This window comes from Burkholderia sp. 567 (assembly GCF_040545115.1).
Lineage (GTDB): Bacteria > Pseudomonadota > Gammaproteobacteria > Burkholderiales > Burkholderiaceae > Burkholderia > Burkholderia ambifaria.
Genome location: NZ_JBEPLG010000002.1, coordinates 1,079,142 through 1,100,773, shown reverse-complemented (window position 1 = coordinate 1,100,773; position 21,632 = coordinate 1,079,142). Strand labels below are relative to the sequence as shown.

The window sequence follows — 21,632 nt, the reverse complement described above, 5'->3', positions numbered from 1 at the left end:
GGCCGCGGCGCCGTTATTCCTCCGCGTCGTGTTCCTTGACGAAGTTGCGCAGATACGCGCGCAGCGCGGCCTCCCGGCTGCGATGATCGGCGAGGTTCGCGGCGCCCATGTCTTCCTCTTCACCGAACATCGTCGGCGGCGCGCAGTAGATGCCGATCTCGATGTCTTCGCGCAGCACGCGGATCTCGTGCGTCAGCGGATGGTACTCGGCAATCCAGTGCATGCCCTCGATGTGCTCGCCGGCTTTCAGCATTGGCTTCACGGCAATCTCCATGCAGTGGCGGCGCAACCGCCGAAGCGGTTGCACGCGCCCGTACCAAAAGGGTACGCCTGCATGACGGGAAGCTCAACGGGTGCGCTGGTGCGCGTTTACTGCGGCAGCAAATGTGCGACGAGCGGATACAGCGACAGGATCAGCAGCACGGCCATCGTCACGTTGAAGATGCGCAACGCGCGGCGGTTCGACAGGAAGCGGCGCAGGCCGAGGCCGAAGGCGGCCCACAGGCAGATGCACGGAAAGCCGATCAGGATGAACACGACGGCCATCCACGCGGCGTTCATCCCGTAGTCGGCGGACAGGCGGATCGTCGTCGCGGCGGTCAGCACCATCATCCACGCCTTCGGATTGACCCACTGGAACGCGGCGGCTTCGAGGAGCGTCATCGGGCGCGGCTTCGCGCCTTGCGCCTTCACCTCGCCGGACGTGCCGATCCGCCATGCGAGGTACAGCAGGTAGGCGACGCTCGCGACTTCGAGGATCGTGTACAGGACCGGAAAGCGGCGGAACGCTTCGCCGAGACCGAAGCCGACGCACAACATCAGGATCGCGACGCCGATGCTGATGCCGAACAGGTGCGGCATCGTGCGGCGGAAACCGAAGTTGACGCCGGAGGCGAGCAACATCGTGTTGTTCGGGCCGGGCGTGATCGACGTGACGAGCGCGAACAGCATGCCGGCGGGCAGCGCGCTCAGGGTGAGGAATTCCATCGCGGATTCTCCATTCGTGTTTGAGACAGGGATGGAGTCAGTGTAGCGACGGTTTTCTGTACAGTACCGGTACAGTTTTGTTGACGGATGCCGGTACGGGGGAAGGAGAGGTGTGCGCGGCGGTGGTCGAAGGAGTTGTTGCTTCTCGGAAAGGAAACGATGTCCGCGGTCTCAATAAGTTGTCTTTGAATAAAAGGCGGCATATTGCCAGTGGAGCCGTGGGATCAATTTTCCGGGCCAACGTGACCCATCGACGCGTGCTCGGTCATCAGCGAGGTGGGAATGCCCGGTACGGACAACGCTCCCTCTGATTGGATCAGATGCCGCCCGGCATCTGCGAATACGCGACCATGATCGTAGATCTCGCCAAGACAGTAGTAGGCCCGCTTTTGCTTATAGACGTTTGCCATTTCCAAAACTCCACGTGAACGCCCGCCGATAGGGCTCGAAGCCGGGGGCGGGAGTGAATGTCGAGACGGGCGACTACGGCCGATTGTGTTCCGGGCCGAAGCCCGGCCGGGCGGCCGCCCGCACCGAGGTCGGCGCGCCAGGCGCACATGCGAGCGAGATACCCAGCGCGGCGCCGATGGCGAGGAACAACGAGATCGACAGGAGTGCGACGATGAACGCGTGCGCGATGGCCGCCGGGTCCTGGCGCGTGCCCAGCACCGTATAGAAAATTCCGCCGATGATCGCCACGCTGAGCGACGTGCTGACCTGCAGCGTCGCACTGGCGATGCCGGCGATCATGCCGGACAGCGCCGGTGCGACGCGCCCCGTCACCATGCGCATCAGGGTCGGCAGCGCGAGGCCTTGTCCGAAACCGATGACGAAGAGAACGACGGCGAGCGGCACGGCAGCGAGCGGCATCCCGACCGGCGTGGCGTCGATCAACCACGCGAGGCCGACGAGCCCGACGATCTCCAGGCTCATGCCGAACGGATTGACGTAAGCGCCGATGACACGCGAGCAGACAGGCGTCGACAGCGGGCCGAGCAGGAACCCCACGCCGAACGGCAGGAACACGAGGCCCGCGCTCAGCGCGTCGACGTGCAACGCATTCTGCAGATACACCGAGAACAGCAGGAAGAACGCGCCGATCGAGTACAGCAGCAGCGCGATCAGCAACGCGCGGCCAAGCCCCGGTGCGCGCAGCGCGGTCGGATCGAGCAGCGGTGCGCCGCCGCGGCGGCCGAGCCGGCGCTCGTAGCGCCAGAAGAACCCGGCGAGGGCGGGCACCGCGAGCAGCGACACCCATGCCCATACCGGCCAGCCTGCTTCGCGCCCCTCGATCAGCGGCACGATCAGCGTGCCCAGCGTCAGCATCGACAGCGCGGTGCCGCCGAGGTCGAGCTTGCGCGCATGCTGCGCCCGCGTTTCCTTCAACAGTGGAATCCCGAACAGGACGACCAGAATCGCCAGCGGCAGGTTGACGAGGAAGATCGTGCGCCAACCCAGATTCAACAGATTCAGCGAGATCAGGATCCCGCCCAGCGCTTGCCCGACCACGGCGGCGAGGCCGAATACCGCGCCGTACAAGCTGAGCGCGAGCGGCTTTTCCGATTCCGGAAAGATCGCCTGGATCGACGCGAGCGCCTGCGGCGCCATGATCGCGGCCGTCACGCCCTGCAACGCGCGGCCGACGATGAGCGTCCACGGCGAACTCGCGAGGCCGCACAGGGTCGAGGCGATCGCAAAGCCGATCAACCCGAGGAAAAACACGCGGCCACGGCCGAACAGGTCGCCCAATCGCCCGCCGGTGATCAGCGTCACCGCGTACAGGCCCGCATACGATGAAATGACGAGTTGCTCGGCCGACGACGAGGCGCCCAGTTCCGCGCGGATCGACGGCAGCGCGACATTGACGATGAAGAAATCCAGCGGCGGGAGGAACGCACCGACGAGCAGGACCGAAAACATGGCCCAGCGACGCGGGTCGGGTGATACGGTGTCATTCCGTGACATGGACGGCTCTCCATACGGAACCAATCGGTTCCAAATTTGGTAAAAAAATATCAGTCGAGGATGCGCATCGTGCGGTCGACCAGCGCGAGCATGTCGCGCTCGGACACACCGGTTTTCCCCAGCACGCGCATGCCCTCGATCTGGCAGACGAGCAAACGCGCCAGCACCTGTTCGTCCTGCTCGGCGATCTCGCCGCTCGCCTGGCCACGGACGATGGCACCGGCATAGAGCTGCTGCAGCCGCCGGAACATGCGCCCGGTGCGTTCCGCGACATCCGCGTCGCGCGCGGCCAGTTCCGTGGTCATCGCGACCGCGAGACATCCCCGCCGGCCCGCCTCGCCAACGGACAGGCGCGCATAGCGCAGCAGCGAATCGCGAATCGCATCCTTCACGGCGCCGGGTTGCGACAGGATGTCCGCAGTCGCCTTGAGCCCGTCGGCCATGTACAGGTCGAGCGCCGCCAGCAGCAGCGCCTTCTTGTCGCCGAACGCCTTGTACAGACTACCGCGCGACAGGCCGGTACCGGCCATCAGGTCGGGCAGGGAAGCGCCTTCGTATCCGCGGTCCCAGAAAACGTCCATCGCGTCGCGCGCGGCATCGCCAAGTTCGAATTCGCGGGGACGGCCCACGCCAGCCGGATTTGTCATTGATCGGTTTCGCAAGCGATGCGGTGCCTGAAGTTGGATTCATTATATGGACCGATCGGTTCCGATGTCAATCCGCATGCGCGACAGGGCGCGGCGATGGCCGTCCTTGCGCGCCCGCGCTGCAAATCGTAAGCGTCGCGTATGATCTGCGGTGATCTCCACGATTTTCCGCGTTCATGCCCACGTTCGACGTCGACGCAAACCAGACCACGCTGCGGGTGTTCGATTCGGTAAGAGCGCTCGCGTTCGTCGGCGACCTCAGCATGGGACAGCCGACTGACCATTCATTGCGCACCGGATGGCTGGCGGCACGACTCGCCCGCTCGGCCGGGCTCGATTCGCAGGCTTGCGATACGGTGCGCGAGGTGGCGCTGCTGCGCTGGTCGGGCTGCACCGCGAACGCGGCGGGCTTCGCCGAAGTGTTCGGCGACGACATCGCGATCAGGCTGGCGATGCTGGAGGGACGATCCGACTGGGCCGCGCCGTTGGAGGCGCTGGGCGGCGCAGCGTCCGTCATGCTGCCGCTCGCGCAGACTCACTGCGAGGTATCGGGAGAGATTGCGAGCATGTCTGGCCTGTCCAGCATGACGGAAACGTCGCTCCGTCACATCTTCGAAACCTGGGATGGCGCGGGGTTTCCCGCGCAAATGGCTCGCGAGGCGGTGCCGATGCCCGTGTTTGTCGTCGCACTGGCGGGCGACCTGGAGATTTTCAGTCGTACCTATGGCATCGAGCGGGCGCTCGAGCTCATCGAGCAACGTTCCGACAGTCGATATCCGGCCCGTCTCGTCGAAACGGCCGTCAGGAATGCGAGCGTCTGGCTGGATGAGGTCGGGCGCGCGACGCTCGACGATTTCGACGTTGCATTGATCACGCCCGACATGCAACGGACGACCTCGGCCGAGCTGATTGCCGACGTCATCGATCTCAAGTTGCCTTGGATGACGGGCTTTTCGCGAGCGGTCGCGACGACCGCGGCAGCATGCTGCGGGCGGCTTGCACTCGATCAAACCACGCAAACCCGCGTCTACCAGGCTGCGTTGATTCACGGCATAGGCCGTGCCGCCGTCCCCAACGAGGTGTGGAATCAGCGCGAGACGCTGGCGGCCAGCTCCTGGGAAAAGATTCGACTGGTGCCTTACTGGACGGCGCGCGCCGGCAGGCAAACCGGCGCCCTCGCCGAGGCCGCAGAGCTCGCTTCCTACGCGTACGAGAGGCAGGACGGCTCGGGATACTTCCGCGGCGCGGCCGGGCGCGCGTTGACGCTTGAGGCGCGCGTGCTGGCGGCCTCGGTCGCATGGGTGGCCCTTCGTTCGCCACGACCCTGGCGCGACGCGCTGCCGGCTGATGCTGCCCGGAAGATCTTGCGCGAGGAGGTCGAGCGCGGCAGGTTGAGCGACGAAGCGGTCGATGCGATCGTGGAGCCGGCGCCGGCCGGCAGACGCTCCGCGAAACGCGCCACGCAGGGGGCGCGCCTGTCGGCGCGGGAGATGGACGTGTTGCGCGTGATCTCGCGTGGCGCGAGCAACAAGGAGGCCGCGCGCGAGCTGGCGATGAGCCCGAGCACCGTGCGTACCCATGTCGAGAGCATGTTTCGCAAGCTCGAATGCTCGACTCGCGCGGCAGCCACACTCAAAGCGTCGGCGATGGGGCTGCTGTAGCAATAATGCGTCGCCCGGTCGGGACGCATCGTGATTCGGCGATGTCGCCGTCGCGCGAGCGGGCGGCCGACGCCGGGCAGTCACCCGAACCGTATCGGCCACTCGACCGATACGCGTAACGTGGAGTGCGTCGATTGCTTCCCGTTCGGTATGGATGCCGTGACGCGCGCGCTTGACGCACCGCGATGGCAGCCGGGCACGGACATGCCGGCAGCCGATACATCGGCTCGACGGGCGGCCGACCGGGGTCGGTCGTTCGACCGATACCGGTACGTCGAGGCAATTGCGATCCTTCTCGTCACGCGCATGTCACCACGGCATTGCGCGTGCACCATCCGCAAGGTTACGAGGAAGTTCGCTTTGAGACGCTCGACGATTCATCCGCTGTGGGTTCGTTTTTTCCACTGGCTCAATGCTGCCGCAGTCATCGCCATGTGCCTGAGCGGCTGGCAGGTCTACAACGCGTCGCCGATTTTCACGGCGGTCACGTTTCCGCCTTCCATCACGCTTGGAGGCTGGCTGGGCGGTGCGCTCCTGTGGCACTTCGCCGCGATGTGGATCCTGGTCGGCAACCTGTTCGCCTATCTCGTGCTCGGCATTGCAACAGGGCGGTTGCGCAGGAAGCTGTTGCCGCTCGGCATGCGCGCGCTCCTTTCCGACCTCGCTGCCGCGCTGCGCGGAAAGCTGGTCCACGATGATCCCGCGCAGTACAACGCCGTGCAGAAGTTCGCGTATCTCGGCGCGCTCGCCGATATCGTGCTGCTCGTTCTCTCGGGGCTCGCCATCTGGAAACCGGTGCAGTTTGCGGTCCTGAGGACATTGATGGGCGGATTCGACAACGCGCGCATCGTTCATTTCGTCGCGATGAGCGTGCTCGTCGGTTTCTTTGCCGTTCACGTCGTGATGGTCGCGCTCGTTCCGCACTCATTGCTCACGATGATTCGAGGGCGCTGATCATGAATGAACCCAAACGTTCCTCGCGGGCCGACCGCGTCTCGCAGCTCGATTCGCATGCGATCGTCAAGGATGCGCGCAACGCACTCCAGTCGACGCAACGCCGCCTGTTCGGCAAGCGGATCCTCACGCTCGGCGGCCTGATGCTGCTTTCCGGCTGCGACCTGCGCGAAGACCAATCGGTCAACACGATGCTGCGCCGCGTGTCGTCGTTCAACGACGACGTGCAGGCGTCGCTCTTCGATCCGCGCAAGCTTGCGCCGACGTATCCGGAGTCGATGATCGCGCGGCCCTTTCCGTTCAATGCGTACTACGACATCGACCAGGTGCCGGATGTGGATGCGGCGAGATATCGGCTCCAGCTCGGCGGGCTGGTCAAAGGCAAGCGTGTGTGGACGCTCGACGAGCTCCATGCGCTGCCGCAGGAAAGCCAGGTTACGCGGCATATCTGCATCGAAGGGTGGAGTGCGATCGGGAAGTGGGGCGGCGTGCGATTTTCCGACTTCCTGTTGCGCGCCGGCGCCGACACCACCGCGAAGTATGTCGCGCTGCATTGCGCCGACAACTACTGGACGAGCATCGACATGCCGACTGCGCTCCATCCGCAAACGCTGCTGACGCTCTCATATGACGGCGGCGTCTTGCCGGCGAAGTACGGCTTCCCGATGAAGCTGCGCATGCCGACCAAGCTCGGATACAAGAATCCCAAACATATCGTCGCCATCACGGTGACCAACGCATTCCCGGGCGGTTATTGGGAAAACCAGGGATACAACTGGTTTGGCGGTTCCTGAGCCCTTGGCCCTGGACACCGCGCCGGTGACATTCTCGATCGCAACCTCTTCAAAGGAGCATTCATGTCCATTCGACTCAAACTCGCCGCCTCCGTCGTCGCGGCTACGCTGGCCGGCAGCGCGTTCGCGCAATCCGCGGCGGGCAAGCCCGAGCGCATTCGCGGCGACATCGTCTCGTTTTCCGGCAACAGCCTGAAGGTGCACCGCCGCAGCGGCGATACCGTGCTCATCAATGTCGCAGCGTCGGCCAACGTGAACGCGGTGAAAGCGATTCAGCTTTCCGATATCAAACCCGGTTCCTATGTCGGCGCGGCGGCCATGCCGGGCGAGAACGGCAAGTTGATCGCGAAGGAAGTGCTCGTATTTCCCGAAGCCGCGCGCGGCATGGGCGAAGGCCACTATGCATGGGATCTCGCCGCGAACAGCTCGATGACGAACGCGAATGTGGATACCATCGTTCAAGGCACGAGCGGGCGCGATCTCAAGCTTTCGTACAAGGGCGGCAGCAACACGATCAACGTGCCGCCCGACGCGCCGGTCGTGACGCTCATCCCGGCGACGCGCGCCGATTTGTCGACGGGCAAGAAGATCTTCGTCGTGGCTACGCCGGGCAAGGACGGGGAATACGACGGACGCCAGATCGTGGTCGAGAAGGACGGGGTAGCGCCTCCGATGTAAGCCGGGCGTCCAGAAACCGCGAACGGTGATTTCACCGTTAAGCTTCGGAATTTGTCCACTGACGAAGATCTGGTTGTCACAGCGCATGAGCGGAGCGTACCGCCCGGCCGCACCAAGGTCCTCGTCTACGGCGAGTCCCAGCGCATCGGCAATTCGGCGGAATATCGCGTCCCGGTTCATGTCGATCGTCTCCGTTTCGTCGTCCGGCGCCGCGGTATTCATTGATACACCGGCGGGGAATCGCGGGAGGTGCCCGTCGAATGCGCGATCGCGTGGCCGCCATACGCAACAGCCGCCGCGTCCCAGCCGACGTCGATGTGCGATGCCATGACCTGCAGGTCGCGCCAGTGACGTTGTGCAGGATGGGCGTCGAATGCCACGGCGGTGCCCATGCTGCCGATCAGTCGTCGGATCGCGTCGACGCAAAGCTGCGCGATGAATGCGCGATCACGCCTGATGCGGACCGTCTCGGCGGGCGACACCGCGCGCCGCGCGATGCCGGCCGTGTGCAAGGTGCGGACCAGCGTGTCGTAGAGACGACCCGCGCAGGTGAGCTCCGCGTCGCTTTTCGCGATGTGCCCGCAAAGCATCGCGTCGCAGCTTCTACCGCGGCTGCGGAGCGTATTGATGCAGTGCCGGTACGCGCCCTGTGCGCAGCCTAGAATCGGTCCGATGATCCACGTCGTGCTGTACGGGATGAGCGCCACGTCGTACAGATACGCGTCGGGATGCAGGTCGGCGCCGGCGGGATGCGGGCCAAAATAGTTCGAACGAGCGAAGATCCACTCGTCCGATACGTACAGATTGTCGAATGCAATATCCCTGGAACCTGTCGCGCGCATGCCGGATACGTGCCATGTGTCGAGCGCACGGACGTCTTCGCGTCGAACCACGATCTTGAAGATCTCCTGGGCCTCCGGTGCGTCCGTCCCGCTGAGTCGTGCCGAGACGATCACCCAGGTTGCGTGATCGATGCCCGAGCTGTAGCGCCAGATGCCGTTCAACCGGAATCCGCTGCCGTCCCTGACGAACGTGCCGTTCTGAACCGTGGCCGTCGCGAACAGCTGTCGCGGCCCGTTCGCGAAGATGATGTCCTGACAGGCGGCGGGCAGGCGCGCCGCAGTCGTCACATGTCCGCCGACGACACTTAACATCCAGGCCGTGGACGCGCACGCGGTGGCTGCGAGCCGCGCAGCTTCGACGAGTGTCGGAAAGTCCTGTTGCAATCCGCCGTAGCGGCGCGGTGTCAGCAGGTGGAGGAGCCCGGCGTCGTGCAGTTCGGCCATTGTCTCGGGCGACAGGCGCGCGAACTGATCGGCCGCCTGTGCGCGAGCCTGCCAGCGCGGGAGCAGTTGTTCGATGCGTCGGCCGATCTGTGTGCGCTCGAGTTCGAGCCCGTCCACGCATGACCGGATCGTATCCATTGACGGGAGGTCATCATGCAGCTGCATCACGTCGCGTCTCCTCGCGGCCCGGCCACTCTGCGCGGTACGGGGTGATCGAAGCAGAACACGGGCTCGATGCAGGGTTCGCCCAGCAGCGAGACGAATTCCTCGATCGATCGTGCGTCGTTGGAGGCGACGAACTCGTGAAAATTCGTCCCGTTCCAGAGCAGATAGACATGTTCGAACTGCTCGTGGATCGACGCGACGAGCGTATCGAACGTCACCTGTCCGTTTTGCATCTGCGAAAGCATCTGGTTGCGCTTCCAGTCGATTTCCTCGCGGCTGAAGTAACGACTCTTGTGCAGTTCGTCCTTGACGCTCTCGCGCTTGTCGTACTCGTCGAGCGAATAGCAGTTGAGCTTCTCGAGGAAGAAGATCAATCCGTTCGGCTTCAGCAGACGCGCGACATGACGAATCTGGTCCGCGCGATCCACGCCATAGAACTGAAATGCGGCAGTCTCGTATATGTAGTCGAACGTGCCGGAGAAGCGGTCGAGGCGCGCATGCTCCCGGAACAGCCGAGGGGTGACGTGGGCGAATGCCTGCGGGTGGAACGTCGAGAAGTCGTGATTGGCGAACTGGTTGAACGCCGTTTCGTTGGCCGGATTGGGCGAGTTCGTGAAAGTGCGGATCAGGCCGTTCGATCGTTTTGCCAGCGTTCTGCCGTTGGTGCCGTCGAAGGCATCGATTTCGTAAAACTCGAAGTGCTGATCCGCGTGCTGCCTGCGGCGTTCGGAATACCGCGTGAGCGCGACGCCGACGCGCGACATTTCCTCCAGTATGGCCGGCACGCTGGCAAGAAAATGCGTGAACAGCGGCCCGGCTTCGGCGACCATCAGGTCGTGATACGCAAGCACGTCCGGATCGCGCAGCAAATGGCGGATGCGGCTCGCGACCGATTGCTTCGGCACCTGCGTCGCGCCCGTCGCAAGGCTGTGAAAATAACTTGCCATCCGGATCATCGGCGCGCTTTCCAGGTATTGCTCCGCGCCGTCCTCGATTCCGCTTGACGTCATGGTTGACCTCTTCACATGTGGTATCAGTTCAAACCCTGGGCGGACACCTTGCCGCCGAACGTTCTTGGCAGCGCCCGCAGAAAGTCGATGCTTGCCGGAACCGCGGCGGAATCCAGATGGCGGCGACAATGATCGAGCAGCTCGATTGCATTGGCCGCAGATGTCGCAGCCGGAACGACATAGGCTTTGGGGACGCGTGCGCCGTCTGACCGGGAAACCGGTACGACGAGCGCTTCCGCAACGGATTCGTGGTCGAGCAATACCCGCTCGACGGCGCGCGGATTCACCGGCACGCCGTCTCGATCGAACAGGTCGCCCTTCCTGCATTGAAAGAACAGGAATCCGTCCTCGTCCATCGCGAACAGATCACCGGTCATGAACACGCGCGATTCACCGAAACATCCTTCGCGAATGACGCGGGCGGTATCGCTTTCGCGCCCCCAGTATTTCTCCATCAGCAGATCGCCGGCTACCGCCAGTTCACCGACCTCCCATGGCCGGACCACGAGTGCATTGTCGTTGCCGACGAGGTAGGTTCTGATGCCCGGAATGGCTTTGCCGACCGAGCCGATACGTCGATCGAGTTCGGCGGGCGGCAGGTAGGCGATGCGTTTGCACTCGGTCGAACCGTAGTTGCAGTAGATCAGGACAGCCGGTAGCGCACGCCTGAGGAGGCGAATGTACTTGCCGGGAAACGCCTGTCCGCTGGTCGAGACATACCGCAGCGATTGCAGTCTCGAGGCAGGCAGGTCGCCCGATTCGCACAGACGGAAAAGCGCCGGCGGAAAGACGTGCAGGCCGGTTACGCCGTGTCGCTCGATGATGTCGACGATGGCGGCGGCCGAAGCGGGCAACGCCGTCTCGACCACGGCACGGCCCCCGAACAGCAGCGGCATGACCGTGTTGTAAAAGCCGTAGTCCGAGCTCAAGCCCGGGGAGAAACTGAGCACGATGTCGCGTTCGCTATTGGCGAGATAGCCGGAGACCGAGCGGAACGCGGCAATCATGATCCGGTGCGTGACGAGCACGCCCTTCGAATCGCCCGTCGAGCCGGATGTGTAGAAGATCGTTGCTGCGTCATCCATGGAGGGATTGCCCGCTTCGGATGCGCCGTCGGCCGCGACGCAGACGACATGTTCCGACAGGTCGCCGCGGGTCGCGTCGATCGTGACCGCGCGATGACGGGACGCGATGCGGGGCGAGGTCGATCGCGATGCCACGAGCGCGCTGGCGCCGCAATCCGCGATCTGCTGCTCCAGTTCGGCGGTGTCGATCGTGTGCCGGATGCATGCCAGTACGCATCCGGCCTTCAGGATGCCGAATGCGGCCGCCACCGCATGCACGGACATCTCCGAATAGATCGCGACGCGCGCGCCGGCGGGAATGCCGAGACGGTGAAGCGTATCGGCTATCGTCAACATCACGTCCAGCAATTCGCCGTAGGTTGCCGAACGTCCGTCGACCACCAGCGCGACTTTGTCTCGCCGGCTGCTCGCGCTGCGCTCGAAGTATTGCGGGAATCGTTCGATCATGGCATCAGCCTTCATGTGAGGACACCGAAGCCGACGAGGGGCTGTGGCCTTTTCGAATGCGGGGCGCGAGCGAGACCAGCAACCCGAGGCAACCCATGCACACGGATAGCACCATGATCACCGTGTCTGGTCCGAAACGCGTCGAGAACGCGCCCACCGCGACGCCCGCGAGCGGCTGTGTCATGTTGTTGAGGAGGATGACGACTCCCGTCGTCTTGCCGTAGTCGCGCGCGGGGATGATCTTCTGCCGCGTGCTCCGGATGTACACGTTGAACATCTTGTCGAATCCGACGATCAGGAGGAAGCCGAAAACGTACCCCGCAATTCCCGGGCTGGCTGCCGCGATAACGCCGCCGATACAGATCGAACCGAAGCCGACGAGGCCGAGGACGCGCCTCGGGACATGCAACCTCGCCGTCATCAGCAGAATCGCGATCGTCACGCACGCGCCTGCCGTTTGCAGTCCTGCGTAATAGCGTCCGCTTTCGTGATGAAAGCCGGTGACCATCGCGGCGGATGTCGCGAGCGTGACGCCGATCACGAGGTTCTCCGCGGCAGCCAACATGATGACGGACTTGAGGCCAGGGAGACGGATGACGTGAGACAAGGCCGTCTTGATCGGCGTGAACCAGGTGCCGTGCGTGCCTTCCGGCATCACGAATTCGAACGCGCTGGCCTTTTGCCAATAGGCGAGCGCGACGTCGGCTGTGACAAACAGCACGGCCGCGGCCACCACGACGAATTCCCAGCGCCACCACGACAGCAGGATCGCCGCGAGCATGGGGCCGAGCACCAGACCAAGCTGGTCGGCCAATTGCGAATACGACAATACTTTTTCGAAGCGATGGCTACTGAATATCTGCGGCAGCATCACCTCGCGCGCAACGATGCCCTGACTCGTCAGCATGCCGCACAACGCGGACAGCGCGATCAGCCATCCGATACCGCCGACGAGGTCGTAGGCGACGACGCCCGCGACGCATACTGCCGCGCGGAGAACCTGACTGACGCGCATCAGTTTCGTGGGCGAATACCGGTCGCAAAGCGCACCTAGAAACGGGAAGCACAGGTATCTCGGCAGTGTTTCGAGCGAAAACGCGATGCCCGACCAGGACACGCGTCCTGTCATCTGAAAGATGACCAGCGGCACGAGAAACAACAGAATCTGGTCGGCGAGGCGGGCAAGGAAAAGCGAATGGAAAAAGGCTTGATGCTGGGCGCGCACGAACAGTCACCTTTCTTTTGCGCGGAGCACGCGATGCATGCGCGCTCCTGCGGACGTTGCCGGGAGGGCTGGTACCCCGGGGCCTCCCGGAATGAGCGTATCGAGCGTCAGTAAGCGGACGCTTCTGCAGACTCCAGGTTATGCCGTTCGTGTCCCTTGAGCGGGGGATTGAAGACGCTGACAAGCACCAGATCCTCGTCTTTGCCGCCGCGCAGGTAATGCTGGTCGTGTCGATCGAGCACGTAGATGGTGCCCGGGCGGATCGGAAAGACGTTACCGTTCATGTCCTCGACCTCGCCTTCGCCTGCAATGCAATAGCAGGCTTCGAGATGGTTGCGGTATTGCAGGAGCGATTCTGTACCCGCACGCACCACCGTATGGCACACGCCGTAGCCCATGCCGTCCTTTTCCGTCAACAAGCGATGGCTTGTGCCGGAGCCCCATTCGACAAGCAGGCCATCCTTTTCGACGTCTCTCAGGGTCCTGACGAACATATTCGCACTCCTTTCTTTTGTGTAAGAAATTATTGTCCTGCTCTCAGCGGAAGCGAAGCCACGAAAAAGCAAGCCAGTGTCCGTAACAGAATGGCCGGCTAAATCATGTAGTTTTTCAACATTACCCGCTGATGGCGTGGCTGGTCAAGGGCGGAATATGGGGGATTTTCCGGTGATTATGTAAATCTACCTTGGAGGTGTTGGGGTGAGGCTGGACAGGCGCGATGTAGTTTATCTACATTTTTTGTGGGTTGCCTGGCTTGCCGACATAATCCGTGGCAGTGTTTCCCTGGCAGCGACACTGCCTTGCGATCGCGATGGAGCGAACAAGCAGAGCGATCTCCGGTGCGTACCAAGACGTTCTCGTGTGGGCGCGGCCGGCCGAGCCAACTCGGAGTTCCTCCAGCGATTGGCATCGAATGGAATACAAGGGCGCCGACAACTGATGTTCCCTGCGGGGCCGACTATCGTTCTCTTCTTTTATCATTCGGCTCCAGACCGTCCATGACCCACGCTGCCTCAAGTGTGATTTATTCGCACTACTTGCAAATATCCAAAGCTTCAGATACCCATGAATCCCGGCCGAACCATTTGCGCTGCCTGCATCATCGCGCAGCGAATCCGGCTTGCCATGTAAGCCAGCTTGGTTGGCAAGCGATGCGCGAAGACGCGCATGAAGGCAACGGCGCAGAAATCTTTGGGTTCAAACGAAATCCCTGGCCGACCAGTATCTGCTTACAGTCGATGCTCCCGCGAAAGTCGACCGAACTGCGACGTATCCAGACGGGTACCGTCGCTTCTCGGCGAGCGCACGGCCTCACGTCGCGCCGCGACGATCGGCGCGACACTCTCTGCCCACAGGAATCTATCCCCAACCCTTCTATTTCCCCCTTCACTGATCGCCGGTAGACGCAACGATCAAGTCGATCAAAGCCCGCGACGCCGCAGACAACCGACGATGCGGCGCATAGATCACCGAAAACGCCCGTGTGCGCCCACGAAGATGAGGCAGCACTTCGACGAGACTCCCGGCCCGCACGCGATCCTGAACAATGAAGTCGTAGGTCTGGCAAATGCCGGCGCCGCTCTGCGCCATCGAAACGACCCCCAGCACGTCGTCGGAGACCGCGACGTTCGACGGCGGGAGCCAATCGATGTCCTGCCCGTCATCCCGGAACACCCAAGGCGCGATACGGCCGCTGCTGGGCAGCATGAAGGGCAAACAGAGATGGTGCGCCAGATCCGCCACGTTCTCCGGCATGCCTGCGCGCGCCACGTACTCCGGCGACGCGACAAGGCACAGCGCCGCGTCCTCGAGCTTGCGTGCGACCAGGCCGCTGTCCGGCAACTCACCTAGCCGGATCGCCAGGTCGAACCCTTCGGCCACCAGATCCACGTTCCGGTTCGCGATGTTCAGCTCCACGCGAACCTCCGGGTGCTGCTGCGTGAACTGCCGCAGCAGCGGCGGCAGACGATAGTGTCCGTACGTCGTCGGTACGCTGAGGCGGACATGGCCTGTCAACGTGCCGCCGTGCCCCTGAATGGCACGCTCGGCGTCGTCGATCAGCAAGAACGCCGCCCGCGACTGCTCGAGATAGAGCCTGCCTTGTTCCGTCAGGCTCAACCGTCGAGTCGAACGGCGCAGCAATTGCACGCCCAGCCGCGTCTCCAGACGTGTAATGGCACGGCTGAGAACCGACGGTGTGCTGCCCAGCGCCACCGCGCCCGCCGTCATCGAGCCTTTTTCGATCACCGTGACGAATGCTTCCACGTCACCGAGATGGTCGAATCTTCGCGCCATCTTGTCCTCCAAAGAACAGAAGATTTACTTTTAACCGAGTTTATCTCCTTGAGTGCGCCAAATAAAGTGAGCGCATCGTGACTGCGTCGTCTGGTCACTCACTGACATCAAGGAGCAAACCATGAATCGTGTCCCTCACGACCGGCAGGGCCTCACCGTGCTGTTCGTCCTCACGAGCCACGCGACGAAAGGCGCGACCGGCGAGCCGACCGGTTTTTATCTCGGCGAAGTGACGCATCCGCTTGCCGAACTCGACGCGGCCGGCATCCCGGTCGAATTCGCGTCGATTCAGGGCGGCGAGCCGCCCGTCGATGGTCTCGACCTGACGGATGAAGTCAACGCGCGCTACTGGAACGACAGTGCGTTCCGCGACGCGCTGCGCCACACGCAGCGACTGGGCGATGTCGACGCGTCGAAATACGCCGCCGTCTTCTTTGCGGGCGGCCACGGCGCGATGTGGGATTTTCCGGGCAATGCCGACGTGCAGCAGGTGACGCGCGCGGTCTACGAGGCTGGCGGCGTGGTCGGAGCGGTATGTCACGGCCCCGCGGCGCTGGTCGATGTGACGCTGGGCGACGGTACTTACCTGGTCGCCGGCAAGAACCTCAGCGCATTCACGGATGAAGAGGAACGCGCGGTCCAGCTCGACCACGTCGTGCCTTTCCTGCTCGCGAGCACGTTGACGCAGCGAGGTGCGCATCACCATCCGGCACCGAGCTGGACGGCGAAGGTCGTGGTCGACGGGCGTCTCGTGACCGGCCAGAACCCGCAGTCGGCTGCCGGTGTGGGCGCGGCGATTCGCTACCTGTTGCTGAACCGATCCGAACAGGCCTGACATTTCCCGATGGAGAAAACCATGTATTCGATGCGCAAGCTCGCCGTAGCCGCGATGCTCGGCATTGCCGCGTACAGCGCTCACGCCGCCAACGTGCTGGTGGTGTTGTCGGATTCCGATCACCTCGATCTGAAGGACGGCAAAGTGTTCGCGACGGGCTTCTACCTGAACGAACTGATGCAGCCCGTGAAGGCCCTGCTTGATACCGGCCATCAGGTGACCTTCGCCACGCCCGAGGGCAAGGCGCCGACGATGGATGCCACGTCTGCCGACAAGATGTACTTCAACGGCGACGAAAAGGCGATGCGCGACTACCGGGCTTTGCTCGACAAACTGCAGATCACATCGCGTGCGCACTCTCCCGTGATCAGTCTGTCGCGGGTCGAGCAGATCGGTTACGGCCACTTCGATGCCGTCTATGTTCCCGGCGGTCATGCGCCGATGCAGGATCTTCTGACCAGTCCCGCGGTGGGCAGGCTGCTGGCCGATTTTCATGCGCGCGGCAAGACCACGGCGCTCGTTTGTCATGGGCCGATTGCGCTGCTGTCGACGCTGCCCGATGCACAGGGCTTTACACGGCAACTCGCGGCCGGGAAGGCCGGCGATGGCGCGCCGAAATGGATCTATGCCGGTTACCGGATGACGGTGATCAGCAACGCGGAAGAAGAGCAGGCCAAAGCACTGCTCGGCGGCGGCGCGATGAAGTTCTATCCGCAGACGGCGTTGCAACGCGCCGGTGGAATTTACAGCAGCAACGAGGTGCCCTTTACCGCTCACATGGTGACCGATCGCGAATTGATCACCGGCCAGAACCCGGCGTCCGCACTCGACGTCGCCGGCGAAATGCTGAAGCGGCTGAAGTAACGCCACGCAACGGACCGGCATCGCCGGTTCTTCGATGATGCAAAGGAGAACGAACACATAGATCTGCAACTGCAAGGAAAAACCGCGATCGTCACGGGCGCTACCGCCGGCATCGGCATGGCTATCGCGCGAACGTTGGTCGGCGAGGGCGTGTCGGTCACGATCACGGGGCGTCACCGCGACAAACTCGACGAAGCCGTCGCTCAAATTACCGCGGCAGTCCCGGAAGGCAGCGTGCGCGGAATCGTTGCCGACGTGAGCGGCACGCGAGGCGTTGCCGAACTGATCGACGCGCAGCCGGATACGGATATTCTCGTGAACAATCTCGGCTACTACGAAGCCAAGCCGTTCGCGGAAATCACCGATGACGACTGGCTGCGAATGATCGACGTCAACGTGATGTCGGGGGTGCGGCTGTCGCGTCACTATTTCCCCCGCATGCTTGCGAAGAACTGGGGGCGTGTGATCTTCATGTCCAGCGAGGTCGGCGCATTTACGCCGCCGGACATGGTGCACTACGGCGTCAGCAAATCGGCACAGCTCGCGGTCTCGCGCGGCATGGCCGAACTGACGAAGGGCACGGGCGTGACCGTCAACAGCGTGCTGCCGTCCGCCACGCGTTCCGAAGGCATCGTCGCGTATTTGCGGCAGACCGCGCCGCGCCCCGGCATGAGCGATGCGGAAATCGAATCGCACTTCTTCGAGACCTATCGCCCGAGTTCGCTGATCGCCCGCATGATCGAAGCCGACGAGATCGCCGCCATGGTGGCGTTGCTGGCCAGTCCGTTGGGCGCGGCGTCCAACGGCGCGGCGGTGCGCGTCGAAGGCGGCACCTTCCGGTCGATTCTCTGAACGGGAGCGTCGATATGTCCGCCCATGTCATCGTCGCGCTCGTCGAAGCGAAGCAAGGTTGTGAGGCGGTGCTGGTGCAAGCGCAGCGGGAGCTTGTCGAAATGGCGCGCCATCAGCCCGGCTGTCTCAGCTATGAACTGCATGAATCGCTGGAGCAGCCCGGGACGGTGGTCTTCTTCGAGCAATGGCTGGACCGTGCGTCCTGGGAGCATCACATGCGCAGCCCGCTGATGGACGCATTCCGCGCGAGCGCTGGTCGGTGGATCGAAAACTTCCAGTTGCTGCATCTGCGCCAAGTCGCATAACCCCATCCGACTCACTGAAATCCTCATCATGTTCAAGCGCTCGAATCGAGTTACGGCAATTGCGTTCGCCATTGCCTTCATCAGTTGCGCGACTGCAGCGACTGCGGCGGCCGATACCCGGCTCGAGCGCTGGCGAAGCTATGCCGGAGTAAGTTGGGAGACTCCGAAAGGCGGTGGGGATCCCGCGCCGTTCGCAGGCTCGGTCAATGCACCGATTGCGGGGCTTCATTTCGATGCACGCGGCGCCGCATACGTGAGTACGCCGCGCTTCGTCGCGGCATCGACGCCGGCGACGCTCAGCAGGCTGGATACGCGATCGACGACCGGCCCCGCGCGGCTGACGCCATTTCCGTCGATGGAAGGCAATGCGATATCCACCGCGCCTGCCGAGCATTTGCGCAACGTGCTGGGCTTTTACGTCGACCGCACAAACGATTGGTTATGGGCACTCGACATGGGGTTCGTTGCCGGCGAATCCGAAGCACCCCCGGGCGCTCAGAAAATCGTCGTGCTCGATCTGAAGTCGGGACGAATCGTGAAGCGCATCGGCCTCGACGGCGTGGCCGATCGTGCCGGCAGTTTCCTCAACGACATCGTGGTCGACGAACGCAGGCGCGTGGCCTATGTTTCCGACAGTGGCTCGCGCAGTGCGCCCGATAACAAGGTGGGCTTGATTGTTGCCGACTTCGCTTCGGGTACCGCACGGCGTGTGCTGGACAGGCATCCGGATTTGCAGGTCGAAGCGGGGGTGAAGGTCGTTTCCCATGGCGCTGAAGTATGGCCGGGAAAGCCGCTGCTGATCGGTATCAACGGAATCGCGCTGTCACCGGACGGCACAACGCTGTACTGGACGGTGACGACAGGGACACGCGTACGTTCGGTTCCAACCGCCGTTCTGAGACGGCACGGCTCGACGGATGAGCAGATTGCCGCGGAGATTCGTGATCTTGGTGCCGTTGGCGGCAATACGGACGGAATGGTGACGGATTCGCGGGGCGCGCTCTACATTACCGACGTTACGCATAACGGCATTGTGAAGTACGAACCGCGCACGAAGTCGATGTCGTTGATCGCATCCGACGATGGCGTGCATTGGCCGGATACGCCGGCGCTGCTGCCGAATGGCGATCTGGTCTTCACATCTAGTGCGCTGAGTGATCATGTCGCGGGGCTGGTCGCCAGCGGTCGCGAGCGCTACGAGTTGTGGCGGATGTCGATTGGGGGCAAGTGATTGAAAATCGGGGGTGGGTCTGTATCGGTCGACAGACGGTTTATAGCCGATCGAGAATATGACCGCGTACGGGGTTGGCTCTTGGCATGAGCAACCTGAAATCGGGAGCCTATCCGAACCTTTGTGTGTGAGGCATAAACTGATGGCCAAGGAGCCACTTTATGCCACGCAAACGCAAGGAAGAAGTGACGATTGAGCCGGGCAAGGGCTTGAACCTGGACCCGGAACTGATCAAGCAACTGGTGCCCGGGACGTTGGACCGCGCAACGATCAACGAGCAGCTCGCTGCGCTCAAGAAGGCGATCTTCGAGCGTGCGCTGGGTGGCGAGTTGACGCACCACCTTGGCTACGAGAAGGGTGAAGCCAAACCGGGCGGCCGCACGAACCATCGCAACGGCACGAGCCGCAAGCGCGTTGCAACCGACGACGACCTGCTCGACGTCGAGATTCCGCGGGACCGCGAAGGCACCTTCGACCCGGTGCTGATCGCCAAGGGCGAACGGCGTTTCACCGGCTTCGACGACAGGATCATCGCGATGTACGCACGCGGCATGAGCGTGCGGGAGATTCAGGGCTTCTTGCTGGAGATGTACGGCATTGAGGTGTCGCCGGACTTCATCAGCACCGTCACCGACGCGGTGATCGACGAAGTGCGCGAGTGGCAACAGCGGCCGCTCGAGCCAATGTACCCGGTGGTGTTCTTCGACGCCTTGCGCGTCAAGATCCGCGACGAAGGCGTGGTCCGCAACAAGGCGATCTACTTGGCGCTGGGCGTGCGCCGCGACGGCACACGTGACGTGCTGGGCCTCTGGATCGAGCAGACCGAGGGGGCCAAGTTCTGGCTGCGGGTGGTGAACGACCTGAAGCTGCGTGGCGTGCAGGACATCCTGATTGCCGTGGTCGACGGCCTGAAGGGCTTTCCGGAAGCAATCAACACGGTGTTCCCGGAAACGACGGTCCAGACCTGCATCGTGCATCTGATCCGGAACTCGCTGGACTTCGCCAGCTGGAAAGACCGGAAATCCGTCGCGGCGGCGCTCAAGGAAGTCTATCGGGCACCGTCGGCCGAAGCGGCCGCCGTGGCGCTGGATGCGTTCGATACGAGCCCGTGGGGTACGAAATACCCACCGATTGCCGCCCTCTGGCGACGAGCCTGGGATCAGGTGATTCCGTTCTATGCCTTCGCGCCCGATATCCGGAAAATTGTATATACGACCAACGCCATCGAGTCGTTGCACATGCAGCTTCGAAAGATCATCAAGGCGCGCGGCCACTTCCCGTCGGACGAGGCCGCGCTCAAACTGATCTGGCTAGCGCTGCGCAACGTCGTAGCCAAGTGGACCGGTTCCCGGCACGATTGGAAGAGCGCGATGACCCAGTTTGCGCTGCTTTACCCGGAACGATTCAACATCGGAGTCTGAATCTCAACCCGCCTCACACACTAAATTCCGGATACCTCCGAAATCGGGTTGCTCATACCGGCGGTCCGATTCGAGCCGTTCATCCTTCGTATCGAATCCGCGGCTGCTCATATCATTCGCTGCTCGGGTGCACTGGGGCCTCCCAGCACAGGGGCATGGAGAAATCTCCAATGCGCACTCACGCGAGCATGCTCTGTCCCTCACCGGACATATCGATCCCAGCTCACCTCATCTAGAGCGCCTGCTTCCGCAGCTCCCGCAGCCCCCCGGAACGCAACCCACCCTCACGACGTCTATCACCACAGAGCCCTCCATCGTCGAGCGACCTGGATGAGCGTCCCGTTTCCATTCGACTGGAGAAATCGACATGGCACGCACACACAAGCTATCCATCTTGGCGGCCCTCCTTTCCGCGCTGCCGCTCGCCGCCTCCGCGCAAGCAATCAAACTGACGGACCCTCAGATCGCGGCGATCGTCGTGACGGCCAACCAGGTCGACATCGATGCCGGCAAGCTCGCGGAAAACGTGACGCATACGAAACCGGTCAAGAACTTCGCCGCGTCGATGGTTACTGATCACACCAATGTGAACAAATCGACGGTCGCACTCGCGACCAAGCTGAACCTGAAACCGGAAACCAACCCGACGAGCGACGCGTTGAAGAAGGAGGGCGACGACAACATCGCCGCGCTTAAGGCGCTCAAGGGGCACGCATTCGATAAGGCCTATGTCGATCATGAGGTGACCTATCATCAACAGGTGATCGATGCGATAGACAAGACGCTCATTCCATCGGCGAAGAACGACGAACTGAAGGCGCTGCTCGTGAAGGTGCGGCCGGCATTCGTCGCACACCTCGAGCATGCTCGCGCGTTGCAATCGACGCTCGGCGGCGGCAGTGAGAAGAAGGCCTACTAAGCCTGC

Annotated in this window: 22 protein-coding genes; 11 read left to right on the top strand and 11 right to left on the bottom strand. The window is 62.8% G+C overall.

The window, feature by feature from the left end; genetic code table 11:
• Positions 1-13 precede the first annotated feature (13 nt).
• The 5 genes from ABIC50_RS10440 to ABIC50_RS10420 form a co-directional block, all read right to left on the bottom strand.
• A complete protein-coding gene (locus ABIC50_RS10440) occupies positions 14-262 on the bottom strand; it encodes a hypothetical protein (protein ID WP_006749284.1) in 249 nt (82 codons plus the stop codon).
• A gap of 107 nt (positions 263-369) precedes the next feature.
• A complete protein-coding gene (locus ABIC50_RS10435; RefSeq protein ID WP_354163583.1) occupies positions 370-987 on the bottom strand; it encodes a LysE family translocator in 618 nt (205 codons plus the stop codon).
• Between the two features lie 224 nt (positions 988-1,211).
• The gene (locus ABIC50_RS10430; RefSeq protein WP_354163581.1) at positions 1,212-1,397 is read right to left on the bottom strand and encodes a hypothetical protein; all 186 of its coding nucleotides are present in this window, start codon (positions 1,395-1,397) and stop codon (positions 1,212-1,214) included.
• A 73-nt stretch (positions 1,398-1,470) separates the two neighbouring features.
• Positions 1,471-2,952 carry an MFS transporter gene (locus ABIC50_RS10425; RefSeq protein ID WP_354163579.1) on the bottom strand — a complete coding sequence of 494 codons (1,482 nt, stop codon included), beginning with the start codon at positions 2,950-2,952 and terminating at the stop codon, positions 1,471-1,473.
• A 50-nt stretch (positions 2,953-3,002) separates the two neighbouring features.
• Positions 3,003-3,599: a TetR/AcrR family transcriptional regulator gene (locus tag ABIC50_RS10420; protein WP_175677575.1), complete on the bottom strand. Its 597-nt coding sequence runs from the start codon at positions 3,597-3,599 to the stop codon at positions 3,003-3,005.
• Positions 3,600-3,775: 176 nt separating this feature from the next.
• Between ABIC50_RS10420 and ABIC50_RS10415 the strand changes: the two genes are divergently transcribed.
• The 4 genes from ABIC50_RS10415 (at position 3,776) to ABIC50_RS10400 (ending at position 7,686) form a co-directional block, all read left to right on the top strand.
• Positions 3,776-5,260: an HD domain-containing phosphohydrolase gene (locus ABIC50_RS10415; protein WP_354163577.1), complete on the top strand. Its 1,485-nt coding sequence runs from the start codon at positions 3,776-3,778 to the stop codon at positions 5,258-5,260.
• A 360-nt stretch (positions 5,261-5,620) separates the two neighbouring features.
• Positions 5,621-6,214, top strand: coding sequence for a cytochrome b/b6 domain-containing protein (locus ABIC50_RS10410; RefSeq protein WP_354163689.1), 594 nt, complete (start codon positions 5,621-5,623; stop codon positions 6,212-6,214).
• 2 nt (positions 6,215-6,216) lie between these two features.
• The gene (locus ABIC50_RS10405; RefSeq protein WP_354163575.1) at positions 6,217-7,008 is read left to right on the top strand and encodes a molybdopterin-dependent oxidoreductase; all 792 of its coding nucleotides are present in this window, start codon (positions 6,217-6,219) and stop codon (positions 7,006-7,008) included.
• 63 nt (positions 7,009-7,071) lie between these two features.
• Positions 7,072-7,686 (top strand): hypothetical protein, encoded by a 615-nt coding sequence (locus ABIC50_RS10400; protein ID WP_175677572.1) that lies wholly within the window; start codon positions 7,072-7,074, stop codon positions 7,684-7,686.
• 218 nt (positions 7,687-7,904) lie between these two features.
• On the opposite strand, the gene ABIC50_RS10395 is transcribed toward ABIC50_RS10400, so the two are convergent.
• The 6 genes from ABIC50_RS10395 to ABIC50_RS10370 form a co-directional block, all read right to left on the bottom strand.
• Entirely contained in the window at positions 7,905-9,137 is a 1,233-nt protein-coding gene (locus tag ABIC50_RS10395; RefSeq protein ID WP_354163687.1) for an acyl-CoA dehydrogenase family protein, read from the bottom strand.
• On the bottom strand, positions 9,137-10,276 hold the full coding sequence (locus ABIC50_RS10390; RefSeq protein ID WP_354163573.1) for a class I SAM-dependent methyltransferase: 1,140 nt from the start codon (positions 10,274-10,276) through the stop codon (positions 9,137-9,139). The genes ABIC50_RS10395 and ABIC50_RS10390 overlap by 1 nt, the downstream gene beginning before the upstream one ends.
• On the bottom strand, positions 10,171-11,694 hold the full coding sequence (locus tag ABIC50_RS10385; RefSeq protein ID WP_354163571.1) for a class I adenylate-forming enzyme family protein: 1,524 nt from the start codon (positions 11,692-11,694) through the stop codon (positions 10,171-10,173). The genes ABIC50_RS10390 and ABIC50_RS10385 overlap by 106 nt, the downstream gene beginning before the upstream one ends.
• Positions 11,684-12,904 (bottom strand): MFS transporter, encoded by a 1,221-nt coding sequence (locus tag ABIC50_RS10380; RefSeq protein WP_175694251.1) that lies wholly within the window; start codon positions 12,902-12,904, stop codon positions 11,684-11,686. The genes ABIC50_RS10385 and ABIC50_RS10380 overlap by 11 nt, the downstream gene beginning before the upstream one ends.
• 107 nt (positions 12,905-13,011) lie before the next feature.
• Positions 13,012-13,398, bottom strand: coding sequence for an ectoine synthase (locus ABIC50_RS10375; RefSeq protein ID WP_354163569.1), 387 nt, complete (start codon positions 13,396-13,398; stop codon positions 13,012-13,014).
• An 892-nt stretch (positions 13,399-14,290) separates the two neighbouring features.
• Positions 14,291-15,199 (bottom strand): LysR family transcriptional regulator, encoded by a 909-nt coding sequence (locus ABIC50_RS10370; RefSeq protein WP_354163567.1) that lies wholly within the window; start codon positions 15,197-15,199, stop codon positions 14,291-14,293.
• A gap of 121 nt (positions 15,200-15,320) precedes the next feature.
• On the opposite strand from ABIC50_RS10370, the gene ABIC50_RS10365 reads away from it, so the two are divergent.
• The 7 genes from ABIC50_RS10365 (at position 15,321) to ABIC50_RS10335 (ending at position 21,626) form a co-directional block, all read left to right on the top strand.
• Positions 15,321-16,034 (top strand): type 1 glutamine amidotransferase domain-containing protein, encoded by a 714-nt coding sequence (locus ABIC50_RS10365; protein ID WP_354163565.1) that lies wholly within the window; start codon positions 15,321-15,323, stop codon positions 16,032-16,034.
• Positions 16,035-16,055: 21 nt separating this feature from the next.
• Complete coding sequence (locus ABIC50_RS10360; protein ID WP_354163563.1) at positions 16,056-16,898, top strand: type 1 glutamine amidotransferase domain-containing protein; 843 nt, start codon at positions 16,056-16,058, stop codon at positions 16,896-16,898.
• A gap of 57 nt (positions 16,899-16,955) precedes the next feature.
• Positions 16,956-17,750 (top strand): SDR family NAD(P)-dependent oxidoreductase, encoded by a 795-nt coding sequence (locus ABIC50_RS10355; RefSeq protein WP_011659967.1) that lies wholly within the window; start codon positions 16,956-16,958, stop codon positions 17,748-17,750.
• A 14-nt stretch (positions 17,751-17,764) separates the two neighbouring features.
• Positions 17,765-18,055 (top strand): putative quinol monooxygenase, encoded by a 291-nt coding sequence (locus ABIC50_RS10350; RefSeq protein ID WP_222151644.1) that lies wholly within the window; start codon positions 17,765-17,767, stop codon positions 18,053-18,055.
• Between the two features lie 28 nt (positions 18,056-18,083).
• Entirely contained in the window at positions 18,084-19,286 is a 1,203-nt protein-coding gene (locus tag ABIC50_RS10345) for an L-dopachrome tautomerase-related protein (RefSeq protein WP_354163561.1), read from the top strand.
• Positions 19,287-19,447: 161 nt separating this feature from the next.
• Positions 19,448-20,707 (top strand): IS256 family transposase, encoded by a 1,260-nt coding sequence (locus tag ABIC50_RS10340; RefSeq protein WP_354163559.1) that lies wholly within the window; start codon positions 19,448-19,450, stop codon positions 20,705-20,707.
• A gap of 367 nt (positions 20,708-21,074) precedes the next feature.
• The gene (locus ABIC50_RS10335; RefSeq protein WP_354163557.1) at positions 21,075-21,626 is read left to right on the top strand and encodes a DUF4142 domain-containing protein; all 552 of its coding nucleotides are present in this window, start codon (positions 21,075-21,077) and stop codon (positions 21,624-21,626) included.
• Positions 21,627-21,632 lie beyond the last annotated feature (6 nt).